A 15,407-nucleotide genomic window follows, 5' to 3' on the forward strand; every position below is an offset into this window, starting at 1 on the left:
CCGAATGGCGCCGTCGCCAGGGGTCAGCCGGTCTTGCCGGTGTGGTTGTTCAACGAAATCACTTTGGTCTTGCCGATGCGATGACGGTAGATCTCGCGCAAGTACTTGATCGCTTTCTTCACACAGTCCCGTGAAAGGCGAATATCGTTGATCGACACAAACTTCTCTTTGTCGTTGATCAACTCGCGGTACTTCTTCTCATACATCGGCTTGATCGCGTACCAGTTGGTATCGAGGATTTTCGCCGGGTTCTCGAACTCGTTGAGCAACTCGTCGATACGGTCTTCGTCAAAGTCCTCGTGGATGATGAAGTCCAGGATCGAGTTGTCCAGCGTGTCATCGAAGCGGTACGGGTTACGCGCAAAGCAGCGTTTGATGAAGGCCACGATCAAGGTGAGGAAGTCATCCGACAGGCACGGGCTCTTGGCGATCAGGGTGGTCAGCGACAGGTTGGCCGAGGCGCCGATCACCAGGGCGTAGCGCTTGAGCGTGGTGTTGGGGAACAGGCTGTTGAGGTGGGTCTTGAGCCGGTTCAAGTCCATGTAGGACAGCTTGTAGTCCTTGGGCAGCGACACAATCGACACCACCGACGAGCAGTTCTTGAAGAAGTGCAGGTCATGCAGCGCGGCGGCGTCGTAGCCAGAGTTCTTGTACTGTTCCAGGGACGCCTTGTAGCGCTTGGATTCGATTGGCAACAGGCTGATGCCTTCGATGGCCTGGGTGACCTTGTTGAAGTGCGGCAGGTCGATGGAACGGAAGAACAGGTCGTCGATGTTCAGGCGCTGCGGCTCTTTCTCGAACACCTTGAACTTGTCGTTCGACGGCGCGGGGGTTTCCGGGACCACGGACTCGGCGTAGGCAATCGCCACCGGGCCGGCCAGGCTCATGAACAGGTCGTTGGCATCCAGGCGAATGGTTTCGCCGATGTCGATGCCGGCGCGCCGGAAGTAGTTCTGGTCGTAGTCGGTGGTCACGGCCTGGGCGGTGAGGATGTTGAAGATCTGCTGGGAAATGTACTGGTTGGCGTGCTTTTCCATGGCATTGACGTCGATGTTCTGGATATTGCCGTCATCGCTTTCTTCGGCATAACGCATGATGTCGTTGGAGATCAGCATCATCGCGTTCCACGGCCGGATACGCCCCTTCACGCTGGCTTCGCTGCTGTCTTCATTGGCGAAGTTGTACGAAAAATCCCATTCTTCCGACAGGTATTTGCACAGCAGTCGCCCGGCGTTGATGTGCAGCGCCTCGGACATTTCGCTGCGGTGGTCGGAAATGTTCGGCAGCACGCAGATGCCGCTGGTGAAGATCGGCTCGAACACAAAGGCGTGGCCGCTCTTGCTGTCGTGCTCATCGGCGGGCTTGGTGTCGAAGGTCTTGTTCATGTACGAGTGTTGCTGGGCCAGGCCGAACTCCGAGGCCATACCTGAACCCGTTCCGCCGCCGGCGCTGAAGATCGAGAAGTACAGGCGCGACTGGTTGGCCTTGATGCCGCAGGAGTCGATCAGGTACGAGTGGATCATCTTCCAGTCGGGGCTGGAAAACCGCTGGGTGTCTTTGTTCAGGATGATCTTGGCCAGGTACTGGCCGAGGATCGGCGCATTGCCGGCGCCGCCGGCATGGACTTCCGACAGGTCCATGATTTTCATCTTGCTGTAATCGCGCAGGAAACCGCTTTTCTCGCCTTTGCGCGAGAAACGGATGCGCCCGGCGATGTCTTTGTCCAGGTCACCCAGCATCACCAGCGGTTCCACCAGGAACACCGGTTTGCTGGCCTTGCCGCTGCCCAGGCGCAGGTTGTTGCGAATCCACTGGGCCGGGCTGTAGCCCTTGTCCTGTGACTTGTCTTCGTTGCTGAATTCGTTCAGGTAGAACTTTCGCGCGTTGTACACCAGTTCCGCCACGTCCAGCGCGATGTTCGAACCGCAGCGACCCAGGCCGATCAGGCACACCGAGGGAAATTCCTGTTCGTTGCGCGGATCGCTGTCGCCTTCGAGGTGGGGCGGGCGCGGGAACACCATGTCGCGCAGGCCGTCGAGGTTGTCGAGGATGCGGTCGGTATTGGTTTCGGTGAAGTACAGGTATTGCTGAGTGGCCAGCGGGCGGGCGGTGCTCAATGACTTTGAACCTGAGGGTGTGTCCGCAGGAGCTGGGAGCAACACGTCGGATACCACGGTGGCAGAGTTATTTTTAGAAGTCATTGTGCGCCATGTGCCTGGGCGGATGGCTGAAGAAAATCAAGGGGCCATCACGGAATGGGTGTTCGCGACTTTACAGTGCGTCCTTGTCCTGGACGATTGGGTTTTACCCCGATGATTTCAGGGAAAACACGGCCGGACTCTGATGAATCGGCCGTTCGTCGGGGTTCTTTAGGCAAGTGATGGCGAAATGCCAAAGATTCGGCGTCAGCGAATTGGCCTGACGATGGACGTGGAGCCGCCGCGGCCTGGGGAATGCTCTTTGGGTGCGCTGCTGTCCTTGGCGCCCTGTGTGCTATGCGGGTACAGCGGGTTACGCAGGTTGATGCCCTGCATCACACCAATAATGTCACTGGCCGGCACTGCCGGGCTCAGCAGGTAACCCTGGACGAAATCGCAGCCATGCTTGAGCAGCAGTTCGAACTGATCCTGGGTTTCCACGCCTTCGGTCACGACCTCCAGGTGCAGGGTGTGAGCCATGGCGATCACTGCCTGGACGATCTCGATATCGGCGGTGGACTTGGGAATATCCTGGATAAACGAGCGATCGATCTTCAACGTGTTGAGGGGCAGGCGCTTGAGGTAGGCGAGGGAGGAGTAGCCGGTGCCAAAGTCATCGATGGCCAGCGACACGCCCAGCGCGCGGATTTGCCGCAGCAATGCCAGGGTGCTGCTGATGTTGCCCATCAGCGCATTTTCGGTGACTTCCAGTTCCAGGCGGTTCGCGCCGATCCCGCTGAAGCGCAAGGCGTCTTCAATTTCATCCGCCAACTCATCACGGGCCAGGTTCAGCGCCGAGCAGTTCACCGCCATGGTCAGATCGGTGTAGCCCCGGTCAGACAGCAGGCTCAGGTCATGACAGGCCTGGCGCAGTACCCAGTGGTCCAGTTCGGCAATCAGCCCATTGCTTTCGGCGATGCCGATAAACCGGTCTGGCGCCAGCAACCCATGCTGGGGATGCTGCCAGCGCACCAAGGCTTCCAGCCGCGTGACCTTGCCGAGTCTCATGTCAAAGATCGGTTGGTAGAACAACACCAGTTGGTTGCGGGTGCGCAGTGCGCCGCGCAGTTCTTCCTCCAATTGCAGTTCCAGGAAGGCGCGGGTCTTCAGGTTGGAGCTGAAGAAGTTCAGGCTATTACGCCCGGCGTCCTTGGACTGGTACAGCGCCAGGTCGGCGGTTTTCAGCAGCTCTTCGCAGGTCAGCCCATCATCGGGGAACAGGCTGATGCCAATACTGGTGGTCATCACCATGCGCCGGCCGGCCAGTTCGATGGGTTCTTTCATCTGCTGCATGATGCGCTGGGCCAGGTGCCGCGCTTCGTCGCGGTGATGGATGCTGATCAGGATGCAGAACTCATCGCCGCCAAAGCGTGCCACCACATCCGCGTGGCTGCGTACCGAGCCCTTGATATGCCCGGCCAGCGCGGTGAGCAACTGGTCGCCGGCGTCATGCCCGAGGCTGTCATTGATGCGTTTGAAGTGGTCGATATCGAGGAAGATCACAGCCATCATGCCGTTTGACGCGGTTTTTTCGGCGAGCTTCTCCGCAAAGATCTGGTTGAAACCGCGACGATTGAGCAGGCTGGTGAGGGCGTCGTAATGCGCCACCTGTTGCAGCGACGCGCGGGCCTGGTCGAGTTCGCTGAGCAGGGCGTTGACCCGCCGCAGGTCGCGTTCCTTGTGCTGCAGTTTTTTGTCGGCCAGGGCGGCGCTGATGCTGCTGCCGATCACCAGCAGGGTGATGACGGCCACCGACAAGCCCAGTTGAATGGGGTTGTTATCCAGTGGCAACGAAAGGTCGGCCCCGGTGGGAACGATGAGTTGCATGGCGGCCATGCCGGTAAAGTGCATGCTCAGGATCCCTGCGCCGAGTACCAGGCTGGCGGCGTACTTGAGCAGTTGATGGAACACACCGGCGCCGGTACGCAGGTAGCTCGACAGCAACAGCGCAGCCAGGCTGGCACCGATGGCGATACCCACCGAGGCCATGAACAGTCCCGACTCGAAATAGACCTGGGCCTGCGAGCGCATGGCTGACATACCGACGTAGTGCATCAGGGCGATGCCAATGCCCATCCACACCGACGCCAGCAGGTACTGGTGGAAACGCAGGTTGGAATGACTGAGGGTCTGCATGGCGAACAACGAGGCGACCAACGCAATCAACAGCGAAGCAAATGTCATCAACAATTCGTAGTGGATTGCGATGGGGGCCTGGAACGCCAGCATGCTGATGAAGTGGGTTGACCAGATCCCGCCTGCCAGGCAACCGGCACCGAGCCAGCGCCAATGGCGCCTGGCGGTGGCGTCCTCGACATGGCCGACACGTTCGGCCATGTCCAGCGTGCCGAAGCCGGCCGCGCATGCGACCAGATAGGCGAGCAGCACCAAAAAGGGGTTATGACTGCAATTGAGTAATAAGTGCCCGCTCTCTGGAAGCTCGGTAAAAAAATGCAGACCTAGCCATTCCATAGCATGTCCCGTCATAGAGTCACGTCACTGCCTTAGGCGATGACCTATGAGGTCGAGTATAGAAGCGTAGGAGATTTCGCAAGTCGTAATGGCACTTTGCTTCTCTACGATTTTGGCATGCCGTCCATAGCGTTTGATGCTAAGCGCTGATCGGCAACGCCAGTTCGAAAGGCTCTTCCAGCGGTGCCAGGCCAAAGGCGGCTCGGGCTGCATCGCAATCGGCGTTGTGCACGCCCTGGTACCACGAGGACTCGAACTCACGGCACACGCTTGAGCGCTTTTCGTAGATCGTGCAGCGGGTGCCTTCGCCCACTTCACCCTCCAGGCTGCAGCAGCGCGCGGGTTTCTGGTCGGTGCCGATCATGGCCACGCGGGTCGGGTTGATCTGCACCACCAGGTCATCGGGCACCGTGCCCCCCGACGAGGCGCACTCACCCCAGAAGAAAGACACACGAAAGTGTGAACAGCAGGCACCGCAATTCAGACACGGACTGGCTTCGGACATGGGCGTCATCGATAAGAAAAGTAGGTTGGGGATGCTACGGAAGGCTCGCCATTCTATCCGTGCCATGGCCATTGGGAAGGGGGGCGCGCACTTATATTTTTGTGGGGAAAGTCCCGTGTTGCCGGGCGAAATCATGCCCTATCAGCTTTACGAATCATTACAGACAACCGGGCCCTGCCTGACTATGTTGCAGGTACCGGGCAGGATGCATCGGGCATCGCAGCTCTCATAACAATAAAAGAGACGGACCCATGCAGAACTCGACCCAAGCGGCGAATGCCTGGCGCATTCTGTTCCTGCTGTTCCTCGCCAACCTGTTCAACTTCTTCGACCGCACCATCCCGGCGATCATCATCGAGCCAATCCGCATGGAATGGCACCTGAGCGACTTCCAGCTCGGCATCATCGGCACCGCCTTCACCATCGTCTACGCCATTGCCGGGCTGCCGCTCGGGCGCCTGGCCGACACCGGCTCGCGCAGCAAACTGATGGGGTGGGGCCTGTTCGCCTGGAGCGGGCTGACGGCGGTCAATGGCCTGGTCGGCAGCTTCTGGACGTTTCTACTGGTGCGCATGGGCATCGGCATTGGCGAAGCCAGCTATGCCCCGGCTGCCAACTCGCTGATTGGCGACCTGTTCCCGGCACACCGCCGCGCCCGGGCCATGGGGATCTTCATGCTGGGCCTGCCGTTGGGGCTGTTGCTGGCGTTCTTCACCATTGGCTGGATGGTCAAGGCATTCGACAGCTGGCGTGCGCCGTTCTTTATCGCTGCGGTGCCGGGGCTGATCCTGGCGGTGTTCATGTTCTATATCAAGGAACCCAAGCGCGGCGCGGCAGAGACCGTACAAGTATCCCAGGAACGCGTCGACCGCCCGATCCGCCGCGTGTTGGCGGTGCCGACCTTTCTGTGGCTGGTGCTGGCCGGGTTGTGCTTCAACTTCGCGACGTATGCCTGCAACTCGTTCCTGGTGCCGATGTTGCAGCGTTACTTCCTGATGCCATTGCAGGATGCTGCGGTTGCTACGGGTGTGATTGTCGGCCTGACCGGCCTGGTGGGCCTGACCCTGGGCGGCTGGATTGCTGACAAAATCCATCAGCGCGTCGCCAATGGCCGCCTATTGTTTGCGGCGTTCAGCCTGATCATCTCTACCGTGACCACCGCGTGGGCGTTACACGCCGGGCGCATCGAGATTGGTGTGTTTGTGGCGCTGTTCAGTGTGGGCTGGTTGTTCGCTTATAACTTCTACACCTGCGTGTATACAGCGATCCAGGACGTGGTCGAGCCGCGCCTGCGGGCCACGGCGATGGCGCTGTTCTTCGCCGGCCTGTACTTGCTGGGCGGTGGCATGGGGCCGATCGTGGTGGGTGGCTTGTCCGACCACTTTGCCCATTCGGCGATGTACGCGGCGGGGGCAGAGCAGATGACCGAGGCTTACAAGGCCGTGGGATTGCACGACGCCATGTACCTGATTCCGGTGGCGTTGTTTTTGACCATGCTGTTCCTGTTCCAGGCGTCGCGCAGTTTTGTGCGCGATGCCAAGCGGATGAAGGATGGGCTGGGGGCGGTTGAGGTGCCGGCTTCGGCGGTGACGGCTTGATACTGAGGTGACGCCATCGGGGGCAAGCCCCCTCCCACCATTGATCGGTGATCGACATGACAACACCGTCAAATGTGGGAGGGGGCTTGCCCCCGATGGGGCCTCGAAGGCCAATGAAAAAGGCCCGCATTGCGCGGGCCTTTTCATTTAACAGGACAGGACAGTGATCAACCCGCCACCAACACCCGAATCGCTTCCAACCGCAGCGCTGCCTTGTCCAGCATGGCCAGACCTTGCTCGCGCTGATTGCGCAGGGCCACCAACTCACTGTCACGCACGGTCGGGTTGACCGCTTGCAACGCAGTCAGGCGCGCCAGTTCTTCGTCGGTGTCCGCCGCCAGGCGACGCTTGGCCTCGGCCACGCGTTCGGCATGTTGCGGAGTGATCTTCTCTTCGCCGGCGTTGATCCGTGGCGTTAGCTGGTCGCGCTGGGCCTGCACGAACTTGTTGGCGCTGGCCCGTGGCACGCTTTCCAGCTGGTCGTTGAGGGTCACGAATGACACACGGCTCGACAGGTCGTTGCCATTGGCATCCAGCAGGCAGCGCAGGGCGGCCGGCGGCAAGTAGCGCCCCAATTGCAGTGAACGCGGTGCAACTACTTCGCTGACGTAGAGCAGTTCCAGCAACACGGTGCCCGGCTTGAGCGCTTTGTTCTTGATCAGTGCCACGGCGGTGTTGCCCATGGAACCGGACAGCACCAGGTCCATGCCACCCTGCACCATCGGGTGTTCCCAGGTGATGAACTGCATGTCTTCACGGGACAGCGCCTGGTTGCGGTCGTAGGTGATGGTCACGCCTTCGTCGTCTCCCAGGGGGAAGCTGGCGTCGAGCATTTTTTCGCTGGGCTTGAGGATCAGCGCGTTTTCCGAATGGTCTTCGCTGTCGATACCGAACGCATCGAACAGGGTTTCCATGTAGATCGGCAGGGCGAACTGGTCGTCTTGCTCGAGGATGTCTTCGACCAGGGCATCGCCTTCACCCGCGCCGCCGGAATTGAGTTCCAGCAGGCGGTCGCGACCGGTGTGCAGCTCTTCTTCCAGGCGCTCGCGCTCGGCACGGGCCTCGTCGATCAGGGCTTGCCACTCGCCGTCGTCGGCGTTTTCCAGCAGCGGCAGCAGGCGCGGGCCGAACTGATGCTGCAAGGCGTTGCCGGTCGGGCAGGTGTTGAGGAACGCGTTCAGCGCTTCGTGGTACCACTGGAACAGGCGCTCTTGCGGGCTGGTTTCCAGGTACGGCACGTGCAGTTCGATCACGTGTTTCTGGCCAATCCGGTCCAGACGGCCGATACGCTGTTCCAGCAGGTCGGGGTGGGACGGCAGGTCGAACAGCACCAGGTGGTGGGAGAACTGGAAGTTGCGGCCTTCACTGCCGATTTCCGAGCAGATCAATACCTGGGCGCCGAACTCTTCATCGGCGAAGTAGGCGGCGGCGCGGTCACGCTCGAGGATGTTCATACCCTCGTGGAACACCGTGGCCGGAATGCCCGAGCGCACGCGCAGGGCGTCTTCCAGGTCCATGGCGGTTTCGGCGTGGGCGCAGATCACCAGGACTTTGGTGCGCTTGAGCATCTTCAACTGGTCGATCAGCCATTCGACCCGTGGGTCGAAGCGCCACCAGCGGTTTTCTTCTTCGACATCCGGCTGCGACTGGAAGCTGACTTCCGGGTACAGCTCGGCGTGTTCGCCCAGCGGCAGTTCCAGGTACTCGTCCGGGTTCGGCAGCGGATAGGCGTGCAGCTTGCGCTCGGGGAAGCCTTGCACCGCAGCGCGGGTGTTGCGGAACAGCACGCGGCCGGTGCCATGACGGTCGAGCAGCTCGCGCACCAGGCGTGCACTGGCTTCGGTGTCGCCATCGTTGACGGCGGTGAGCAGGGCTTCACCTTCGTCGCCGAGGAAACCCTGGATGGTCTTGTGTGCGGCAGGGGACAGGCGGCCCTTGTCCAGCAGCTCCTGCACGGCTTCGGCTACCGGGCGATAGTTCTCGCTCTCGGCGCGGAAGGCGGCGAGGTCATGGAAACGGTTCGGGTCCAGCAGGCGCAGGCGCGCGAAGTGGCTGTCCTGGCCCAGTTGTTCGGGGGTGGCGGTGAGTAGCAGCACGCCGGGAATCACTTCGGCCAGTTGCTCGACCAGCGCGTATTCCGGGCTGGCCTTGTCTTCATGCCACACCAGGTGGTGGGCTTCGTCGACCACCAGCAGGTCCCAACCGGCGGCAAACAGCGCGTCCTGGGCCTTCTCGTCGTCGACCAGCCACTCCAGGGCCACCAAGGCCAACTGGGTGTCTTCGAACGGGTTGGTGGCATCGCTTTCGATAAAGCGTTCTTCGTCGAACAGCGCCACCTGCAGGTTGAAACGGCGGCGCATTTCCACCAGCCATTGGTGCTGCAGGTTTTCCGGAACCAGGATCAACACGCGGTTGGCGCGGCCCGACAACAGTTGGCGATGGATCACCAGGCCGGCTTCGATGGTTTTACCCAGGCCCACTTCGTCGGCCAGCAAGACCCGTGGCGCGATACGGTCGGCGACTTCTCGGGCGATGTGCAGTTGGTGTGCAATAGGTTGCGCACGCACGCCACCCAGGCCCCACAACGAGGACTGCAATTGGCGGCTGGTGTGTTCCAAGGTGTGATAGCGCAGCGAGAACCAGGCCAGCGGGTCGATCTGCCCGGCGAACAGACGGTCGCTGGCCAGGCGGAACTGGATGAAGTTGGAGAGTTGGGTTTCTGGCAGGGTGACCTGCTCGTTTTGCCCATTGAGGCCGTGGTACACCAGCAGGCCGTCGACGTCGTCGACTTCCTGCACGGTCATTTTCCAGCCTTCGAAATGGGTGATGGTGTCGCCCGGCGAGAACCTCACGCGGGTGAGGGGCGCATTCCGTAGCGCATACTGACGAGTGTCGCCAGTGGCCGGATAGAGCACGGTCAACAAGCGCCCGTCCTGTGCCAGAACGGTGCCTAACCCCAGCTCTGCTTCGCTGTCACTAATCCAGCGTTGCCCCGGTTGATACTGCTGCGCCATGCTGCCTGACTCCCGCCGTGAAAAAGCCGACTATCTTAACGGAACAAGCCCCCACGCCCAAGGACTCTGACAAAAACTACTCCCTTGGCGGCATGCATCGGAAGTTGAATCGACGGGTGGCGGGCACTTGGGAGTGTCGACTGGGTCACAGGTTTGCGAGCCTGTGCTCAAGTCACCCTGCAACCCGCCGACAGCCTGTTGATCAGGAGAATAATCACTATGCTGCCACCCATGCTGCCCGTCAGCGTTGTGCCGGTCACGTCGCAACTCGATCCGGTGCGCCAGAAGCCGGACATCCCGCCCGTGGTGCCGGTCCAGCCGGGCTCCAACGAGAGCACCATCGACCTGAAAAAGGGCGATGCCGAGACGTCGACCTTTTTGCTGCGCGAAGAACAGCGCCGTCAGCAGGAACAGCAGAGACGCCGGCGTGAAGCCGATGAAGACCCGGAGCAGCACCTGGCCATTCCGGGCGATGTGTTGAATGCCGACAACACCGTGCCAGTGGCGCCGCTGATCGAAGATGCGCCGCGCCAGGGGCTGTGGGTGGACGTCGAGGTTTAGTCGCGCAGTTCCCTCAGGGCCGCTAGCAGCAACTCTATATCGTCCTCATTGTTGAGCGGGCTCACCGAGATCCGCGCCACGCTTTGCAGGCCACGCGCCTGCATATCCAGCGGAGTGTAGGCCACGCCGTTGGCGCCGATGTTGATGCGCTTCAAGCCCAGGCGCCGCTTGAGTTCAAAGGCATCCCAGCCAGCCAGGTTGAAGGCGATAAGGCCGGACTGGCGAGTGCCCAGGTCATGCAGGGTAATGCCCGCGATCCCACGTAACGCTTCGCGAATTCGCGCGCTGGTCTGCGAAACCCTCTCCCACACGCGTTCGATACCCAGCCGATTCATCTCCTGCAGCGCATTGCCCAGCCCGGCCAGCAAGGCGAAGGATGCCTCGCTGGTTTCAAAACGCCGTGCGTCATTGCGCAGGTCGAAACCCTGGGCGGTCCAGGGCGCCGAAAACACATCGCGTTGGGCCGGGTTCAGGCGCCCGAGGAAATCCGGCCGCACATACAACAGCGCCGTCCCGCGTGGACCGCGCAGATGCTTTCTTCCGGCGGACTTGAGCACATCGCACTGCAATGCTTGTACGTCCACCGGCACCTGGCCGACGGCCTGGCCGGCGTCGATGAAGTAGGGGATGGCGTGACGCCTGGCCAGGTCACCGATGGCCTGGGCGGGGTTGATCAGGCCGCCGTTGGCGGGGAGCCACGTAAGGTCGATCAGCTTCACCTTGGCATCGAGCATCGACTCCAACGCCACCGGGCAGACCGCGCCGCTTGCATCGCAGGGGATGACTTCCACGTGGGCACCCGCTTGCACCGCCAGTTCCATGCTGGCCAGGTTGCCGCCCCATTCGTGACGGCCTACCAGAATTCGGTCGCCGGGTTGCCAGGGGCCCAGGGCCTGGAACGCCAGGCTCCAGGCGGTCGAACCACTGCTGGCAAACGCGATGGATGAGGCCGGAGCGTTGAGCAGTTGTGCGGCGGCGCGGCGGGCTCTTTCCACCAGCACGGCGCCATGTTCGCCGGCTTCCATCGGGCCGTCGCGAGCCTCCCGTTGCAGTTGTTCGAAGATCGCGTCGAGGGTTGCCTGGCTGGGCAGCGAGGCGCCGGCATGGTTGAAGTGCACGATGCCGGATTGGCAGCCGGGCGTGTCATCCCGTAGGTGCTGAACTTCGAGCGGGCTCATGGTCGCAGCTCGAAAATCGCATCAACCTCCACGGCCACACCGGCCGGCAGGCTGGACACGCCGACGGCGGTGCGCACATGCCGGCCTTTCTCGCCAAGGGCATTGACCAGCAGGTTGGATGCGCCGTTGGCGACCACGCTCTGTTGCTTGAAGTCTCCGCTGCTGGCGATGAATACACCCAGGCGCACGGTGCGCACCAGGCGCGACAGGTCATCGCCAAGGGCATTGCTCAACTGCCCCAACAGGCCCAGGGCAGCGAGTTCCGCTGCTTGTGTGCCTTCTTCATCGCTGACGGACTCCCCCAGTCGGCCCACGTAGGCGGGTTTACCCTCCACCAGCGGGATTTGCCCGGAGACGTACAGATGATTCTGGCTGATCACGTGGTTGATGTAATTGGCGATCGGCTGGCTGGGGGTGGGCAGCGTGAGGCCCAGGGCTTGCGCGCGTTGGCGGAGGGAGTCGCTCATGATGAATCCTCTTGGGTCGGGAGGCTTCAGCATGTTGGCTGTATTGAAGGGCGACAAACGGATAGATCTCACGCGATGTATCGAAAAAACTCACGTGTCTGTGCAGGTTTCCTTCAGCCATTGGCTGAAACACGCGGCGGCTTCGCTGGGGGTGCCTTGAGGTGCGATCAGCCAGTAGCCGATGTCGCTGTGATAGGGCGGCCAATCGAAGGCCTCCACCAGGCTGCCGTCCTGCAGCCTGCGCTCGATCAGGCGATGACGGCCCATGGCGATGCCCTGGCCGGCAACGGCGGCTTCGACCACGATGTTGTAGTCGTGCAGCATCACGCGGGGGTGGTGACCGAGGTCGACCTGATAGTGCTCGGACCAGTCGGTCCATTCAAAGGGGCGGTGCGAAGTGGCCATCAGCAATGGGCTGTCTTGCGTTGCCTTGAACGTCGGGCTGCACACCGGCGAGATGATTTCCGGCATCAGTCGCGTGGCCTGCACATCGGGCCAGTCGCCTTTGCCATAACGGATGGCCAGGTCGACCTCCGCACCTGCCACGTCTGCCAGTTGAATGGCCGGCAACAATTCCACCTGGATATGTGGGTAGCGATTGAGGAAGCCTGCCAGGCGGGGCGCCAGCCACAGGGTCGCAAAGGAGGCCAGCAAGCCGATGCGCAGCACGGTGGCGCTGGGGGTGACCCGTTGGGCGCGTGTGGCGGCGGCGATGGCATCGAGGGCTGGGCGGATTTCGTCGTAGTACTGTTGGCCGTCTGTGGTCAGATCGATCGCACGGGTGCGTCGGATAAACAAGGGTTTGCCCAGATGCTGCTCAAGCTTTTGCACCTGATGGCTCAGCGCGCTCTGGGTCACAGACAACTCGCTGGCGGCCTTGATAAAACTCAAGTGCCGCGCCACGGCTTCGAAGGCGCGCAGCGCCAGCAGCGGCGGAAGGTCCTTGTGCAGTGCCACCTGGGTGAATCTCCTGGTTCGGAAAAATAGCGATTTTGTGCGATGACCTGCCTTTTGTCGCCCGCTGATTTGCCGTTGAGCGGGGGAGGCCGCATTATTGGACCATTCCCTCCACGACGTAAGCCAAGCCATGAGTGAAGACGACAAGCTGATCGACCTGAATGCCGAGCGTGCCAAGCGCGTGCATGACCTCAATGACAAACGCCTGAATGAAGTCCGCCAGGCATTTGAACAGGCAATGCCCCTCGGCAAAGTGAAGAAAAAACCGAAGAACAAACCCAAAAAGCGTTGAAACAGCCTGCATCCATTGATGCAGGTCAGTTATTGCCCTTCTTTACGCCCCGTCGCGGGCGACATTGATCCCCGTCAATTTTCCAATCCGCCTTCTCCATTAACTTAGCCCTATCGCAACAGGGCAAGCGCAGGAGGCCGGTCATGTTTATCGATAATGTGGTGTTCGCCGGAGTGCTGACCGTAAGCCTCATGGTGATGTTTTTTGTAGGGTTTGGAATTTTTATCTGGAAAGACGCGAACAAGCGGAAAAAACCATAGTTTTTCCAGGTTACATGAGCACGCAAGGCATTTTGGGCGACTTCGGTCGCCCTTTTTTTTGCGCCGGAATTAACGCAATAGTGATCGGCATAAAAAAAGGTGCGACCCTCGCGGATCGCACCTTTTTTATTGCAGGCGGCTTATCAGCTGCCCAAGGCCTTGGAAGCCAACCAGAACAACCCGGCCGAAAGGGCCACGGTTGCTGGCAGGGTCAGTACCCATGCCATCAGAATGGTCTTCACGGTGCCGCCCTGCAGGCCGCTTTTGTTGGCGACCATGGTGCCGGCCACGCCCGACGACAGCACGTGAGTAGTGGATACCGGCAGCGCGAAGATGTTGGCAAAGCCAATCATGGTCGCGGTGGTGATCTGTGCCGACATGCCCTGGGCATAGGTCATGCCCTGCTTGCCGATCTTCTCGCCGATGGTCAGTACTACACGCTTCCAGCCCACCATGGTGCCCAGGCCCAAGGCCAGTGCGACGGCAAGGATCACCCAGAATGGGGCGTATTCGGTGGTGGCGGTCAGGTCTTTGCGCAGCTTGTCGAGGTCGGATTTCTCACGGGCATCCAGGCCTGGCAGCTTGCCGACTTTCTTCGCGGTGTCGTCCAGGCAGAGCAGATAGCGGCGCACTTCAATACGCTGGTCAGCCGTCAGCGAGTGATAGTCCGACACGCCTTTGAGCGTGTCGACCAGCGCGTTGATGGTCGGCTCGGTCTGCTGTGGATTGCACTGGAACTTGCCTGGCAGGTCGTTCTGCACGCTCTTGCCCAGGGCCAGGAACTCGCCGAGCGTGGCGTTATTGCGCTGGTAGAACTGGCTCAAATGCACGGTGGCGTCGCGGGTCCGTTCGATCTGGTAGGTGGTGCTGCCCAGGTCGAGCACGAATTGCGCCGGTACGATACCGATCAGCACCAGCATGATCAGGCCGATGCCTTTCTGGCCATCGTTGGAGCCGTGCACGAAACTCACGGCCATGGCGGAAATCACCAGCACCAGGCGGTTCCAGAACGGCGGGTGTTTCTTGTCATCGAGCTTGCGGCGCTGGTCCGGGGTCTTGTGCATCTTGGACAGCGGACGCCACCACTTCAGGCCGATCAGCACCAGGGCTGCGACGAGGAAACCGGCCATCGGCGAGAACATCAGGGAGGCACCGATATCCACTGCTTTCTGCCAGTTCACACCGTCAGCCAGGGGAATGTCGTTGATCAGGGCGTTGGCCAGGCCGACACCGAGGATCGAGCCGATCAGCGTGTGGGAGCTGGAAGCCGGGATCCCGAAGTACCAGGTGCCCAGGTTCCAGGTGATCGCTGCTGCCAATAAAGAGAAGACCATCGCCAGGCCATGGCCGGTGTTCACATTGATCAGCAACTCCACCGGCAGCAAGTGCACGATGGCGTAGGCGACACCCACACCGCCGAGCAACACGCCGAGGAAGTTGAACACCCCGGAGAAGAACACGGCCAGGTGTGGCGGCATGGCTTTGGTATAGATGACTGTGGCCACCGCGTTAGCGGTGTCATGAAAGCCATTGATGAACTCGAAGGCGAGGACAAAGGCCAGGGCGAGCAACAGGCTCACGAGAACCCAAGCATCCAGTCCGCTGAATAAATCGATCATGAAGGTTTTCTGACCCGGTCGTAAGGGGGCGCGATTATGCCAGAAAACCTCAGTAATCGATGCACTAGCTGCTCATCGGTAACAATCTTCCCTGAAAAAAATCCCGGAAAAGGCGTGCATCCCAGGGTTTTCGGGGCTTAGGCAAGTCTTTGATTTATATAGCAGAGGGCGCCGGAAGCGGGGGATTGTCACAAAAACGTCACGGCTGAAACATTTGTATGAAATTTTACCGTTCTTGGTAGGGTGCAAGATTTCTGGCTGCTAGCTAAGTGCCAGCAACCTGGGC

At 60.7% G+C, this 15,407-nt stretch carries 12 protein-coding genes; 4 read left to right on the forward strand and 8 right to left on the reverse strand.

What is annotated here, in order from left to right; translation table 11 throughout:
• Positions 1-23: 23 nt before the first annotated feature.
• From BLR69_RS28465 to BLR69_RS28475, 3 genes are all read right to left on the reverse strand, one after another.
• On the reverse strand, positions 24-2,201 hold the full coding sequence (locus BLR69_RS28465; RefSeq protein WP_071496878.1) for a hypothetical protein: 2,178 nt from the start codon (positions 2,199-2,201) through the stop codon (positions 24-26).
• A 204-nt stretch (positions 2,202-2,405) separates the two neighbouring features.
• Positions 2,406-4,670 (reverse strand): putative bifunctional diguanylate cyclase/phosphodiesterase, encoded by a 2,265-nt coding sequence (locus tag BLR69_RS28470; protein WP_071496877.1) that lies wholly within the window; start codon positions 4,668-4,670, stop codon positions 2,406-2,408.
• Between the two features lie 139 nt (positions 4,671-4,809).
• On the reverse strand, positions 4,810-5,175 hold the full coding sequence (locus BLR69_RS28475; RefSeq protein ID WP_071496876.1) for a YkgJ family cysteine cluster protein: 366 nt from the start codon (positions 5,173-5,175) through the stop codon (positions 4,810-4,812).
• Positions 5,176-5,426: 251 nt separating this feature from the next.
• Between BLR69_RS28475 and BLR69_RS28485 the strand changes: the two genes are divergently transcribed.
• Positions 5,427-6,773 (forward strand): spinster family MFS transporter, encoded by a 1,347-nt coding sequence (locus BLR69_RS28485; RefSeq protein WP_071496874.1) that lies wholly within the window; start codon positions 5,427-5,429, stop codon positions 6,771-6,773.
• 167 nt (positions 6,774-6,940) lie between these two features.
• On the opposite strand, the gene rapA is transcribed toward BLR69_RS28485, so the two are convergent.
• Complete coding sequence (gene rapA / locus BLR69_RS28490) at positions 6,941-9,787, reverse strand: RNA polymerase-associated protein RapA (RefSeq protein WP_071496873.1); 2,847 nt, start codon at positions 9,785-9,787, stop codon at positions 6,941-6,943.
• 219 nt (positions 9,788-10,006) lie between these two features.
• On the opposite strand from rapA, the gene BLR69_RS28495 reads away from it, so the two are divergent.
• Positions 10,007-10,348 (forward strand): hypothetical protein, encoded by a 342-nt coding sequence (locus tag BLR69_RS28495; RefSeq protein ID WP_058425221.1) that lies wholly within the window; start codon positions 10,007-10,009, stop codon positions 10,346-10,348.
• Here BLR69_RS28495 and BLR69_RS28500 read toward each other — a convergent pair.
• From BLR69_RS28500 to BLR69_RS28510, 3 genes are all read right to left on the reverse strand, one after another.
• Positions 10,345-11,526 (reverse strand): aminotransferase class V-fold PLP-dependent enzyme, encoded by a 1,182-nt coding sequence (locus tag BLR69_RS28500; protein WP_071496872.1) that lies wholly within the window; start codon positions 11,524-11,526, stop codon positions 10,345-10,347. The two genes, BLR69_RS28495 and BLR69_RS28500, sit on opposite strands and share 4 nt — an antisense overlap.
• Positions 11,523-11,993 carry a RidA family protein gene (locus BLR69_RS28505; RefSeq protein ID WP_071496871.1) on the reverse strand — a complete coding sequence of 157 codons (471 nt, stop codon included), beginning with the start codon at positions 11,991-11,993 and terminating at the stop codon, positions 11,523-11,525. The genes BLR69_RS28500 and BLR69_RS28505 overlap by 4 nt, the downstream gene beginning before the upstream one ends.
• Positions 11,994-12,083: 90 nt before the next feature.
• Positions 12,084-12,950 (reverse strand): LysR substrate-binding domain-containing protein, encoded by an 867-nt coding sequence (locus BLR69_RS28510; RefSeq protein ID WP_071496870.1) that lies wholly within the window; start codon positions 12,948-12,950, stop codon positions 12,084-12,086.
• A 97-nt stretch (positions 12,951-13,047) separates the two neighbouring features.
• Between BLR69_RS28510 and BLR69_RS30855 the strand changes: the two genes are divergently transcribed.
• Positions 13,048-13,242 carry a hypothetical protein gene (locus tag BLR69_RS30855; RefSeq protein WP_134434970.1) on the forward strand — a complete coding sequence of 65 codons (195 nt, stop codon included), beginning with the start codon at positions 13,048-13,050 and terminating at the stop codon, positions 13,240-13,242.
• A gap of 143 nt (positions 13,243-13,385) precedes the next feature.
• Positions 13,386-13,502 (forward strand): cytochrome c oxidase subunit CcoM, encoded by a 117-nt coding sequence (ccoM, locus tag BLR69_RS31385; protein ID WP_010212341.1) that lies wholly within the window; start codon positions 13,386-13,388, stop codon positions 13,500-13,502.
• 143 nt (positions 13,503-13,645) lie between these two features.
• Here the strand turns inward: ccoM and BLR69_RS28515 are convergent, their stop codons facing one another.
• Complete coding sequence (locus BLR69_RS28515; protein ID WP_071496869.1) at positions 13,646-15,121, reverse strand: inorganic phosphate transporter; 1,476 nt, start codon at positions 15,119-15,121, stop codon at positions 13,646-13,648.
• Positions 15,122-15,407: the final 286 nt, after the last annotated feature.

The sequence above is a fragment of the Pseudomonas azotoformans genome (assembly GCF_900103345.1).
Classification (GTDB): Bacteria; Pseudomonadota; Gammaproteobacteria; order Pseudomonadales; family Pseudomonadaceae; genus Aquipseudomonas; species Aquipseudomonas azotoformans.

Excerpts from the sequence above, each read along its gene's own strand:
- BLR69_RS28465 (WP_071496878.1), bottom strand. The coding sequence starts at position 2,201 with ATGACTTCTAAAAATAACTCTGCCACCGTGGTATCCGACGTGTTGCTC.
- BLR69_RS28470 (WP_071496877.1), bottom strand. The coding sequence starts at position 4,670 with ATGGAATGGCTAGGTCTGCATTTTTTTACCGAGCTTCCAGAGAGCGGG.
- BLR69_RS28475 (WP_071496876.1), bottom strand. The coding sequence starts at position 5,175 with ATGTCCGAAGCCAGTCCGTGTCTGAATTGCGGTGCCTGCTGTTCACAC.
- BLR69_RS28485 (WP_071496874.1), top strand. The coding sequence starts at position 5,427 with ATGCAGAACTCGACCCAAGCGGCGAATGCCTGGCGCATTCTGTTCCTG.
- rapA (WP_071496873.1), bottom strand. The coding sequence starts at position 9,787 with ATGGCGCAGCAGTATCAACCGGGGCAACGCTGGATTAGTGACAGCGAA.
- BLR69_RS28495 (WP_058425221.1), top strand. The coding sequence starts at position 10,007 with ATGCTGCCACCCATGCTGCCCGTCAGCGTTGTGCCGGTCACGTCGCAA.
- BLR69_RS28500 (WP_071496872.1), bottom strand. The coding sequence starts at position 11,526 with ATGAGCCCGCTCGAAGTTCAGCACCTACGGGATGACACGCCCGGCTGC.
- BLR69_RS28505 (WP_071496871.1), bottom strand. The coding sequence starts at position 11,993 with ATGAGCGACTCCCTCCGCCAACGCGCGCAAGCCCTGGGCCTCACGCTG.
- ccoM (WP_010212341.1), top strand. The coding sequence starts at position 13,386 with ATGTTTATCGATAATGTGGTGTTCGCCGGAGTGCTGACCGTAAGCCTC.
- BLR69_RS28515 (WP_071496869.1), bottom strand. The coding sequence starts at position 15,121 with ATGATCGATTTATTCAGCGGACTGGATGCTTGGGTTCTCGTGAGCCTG.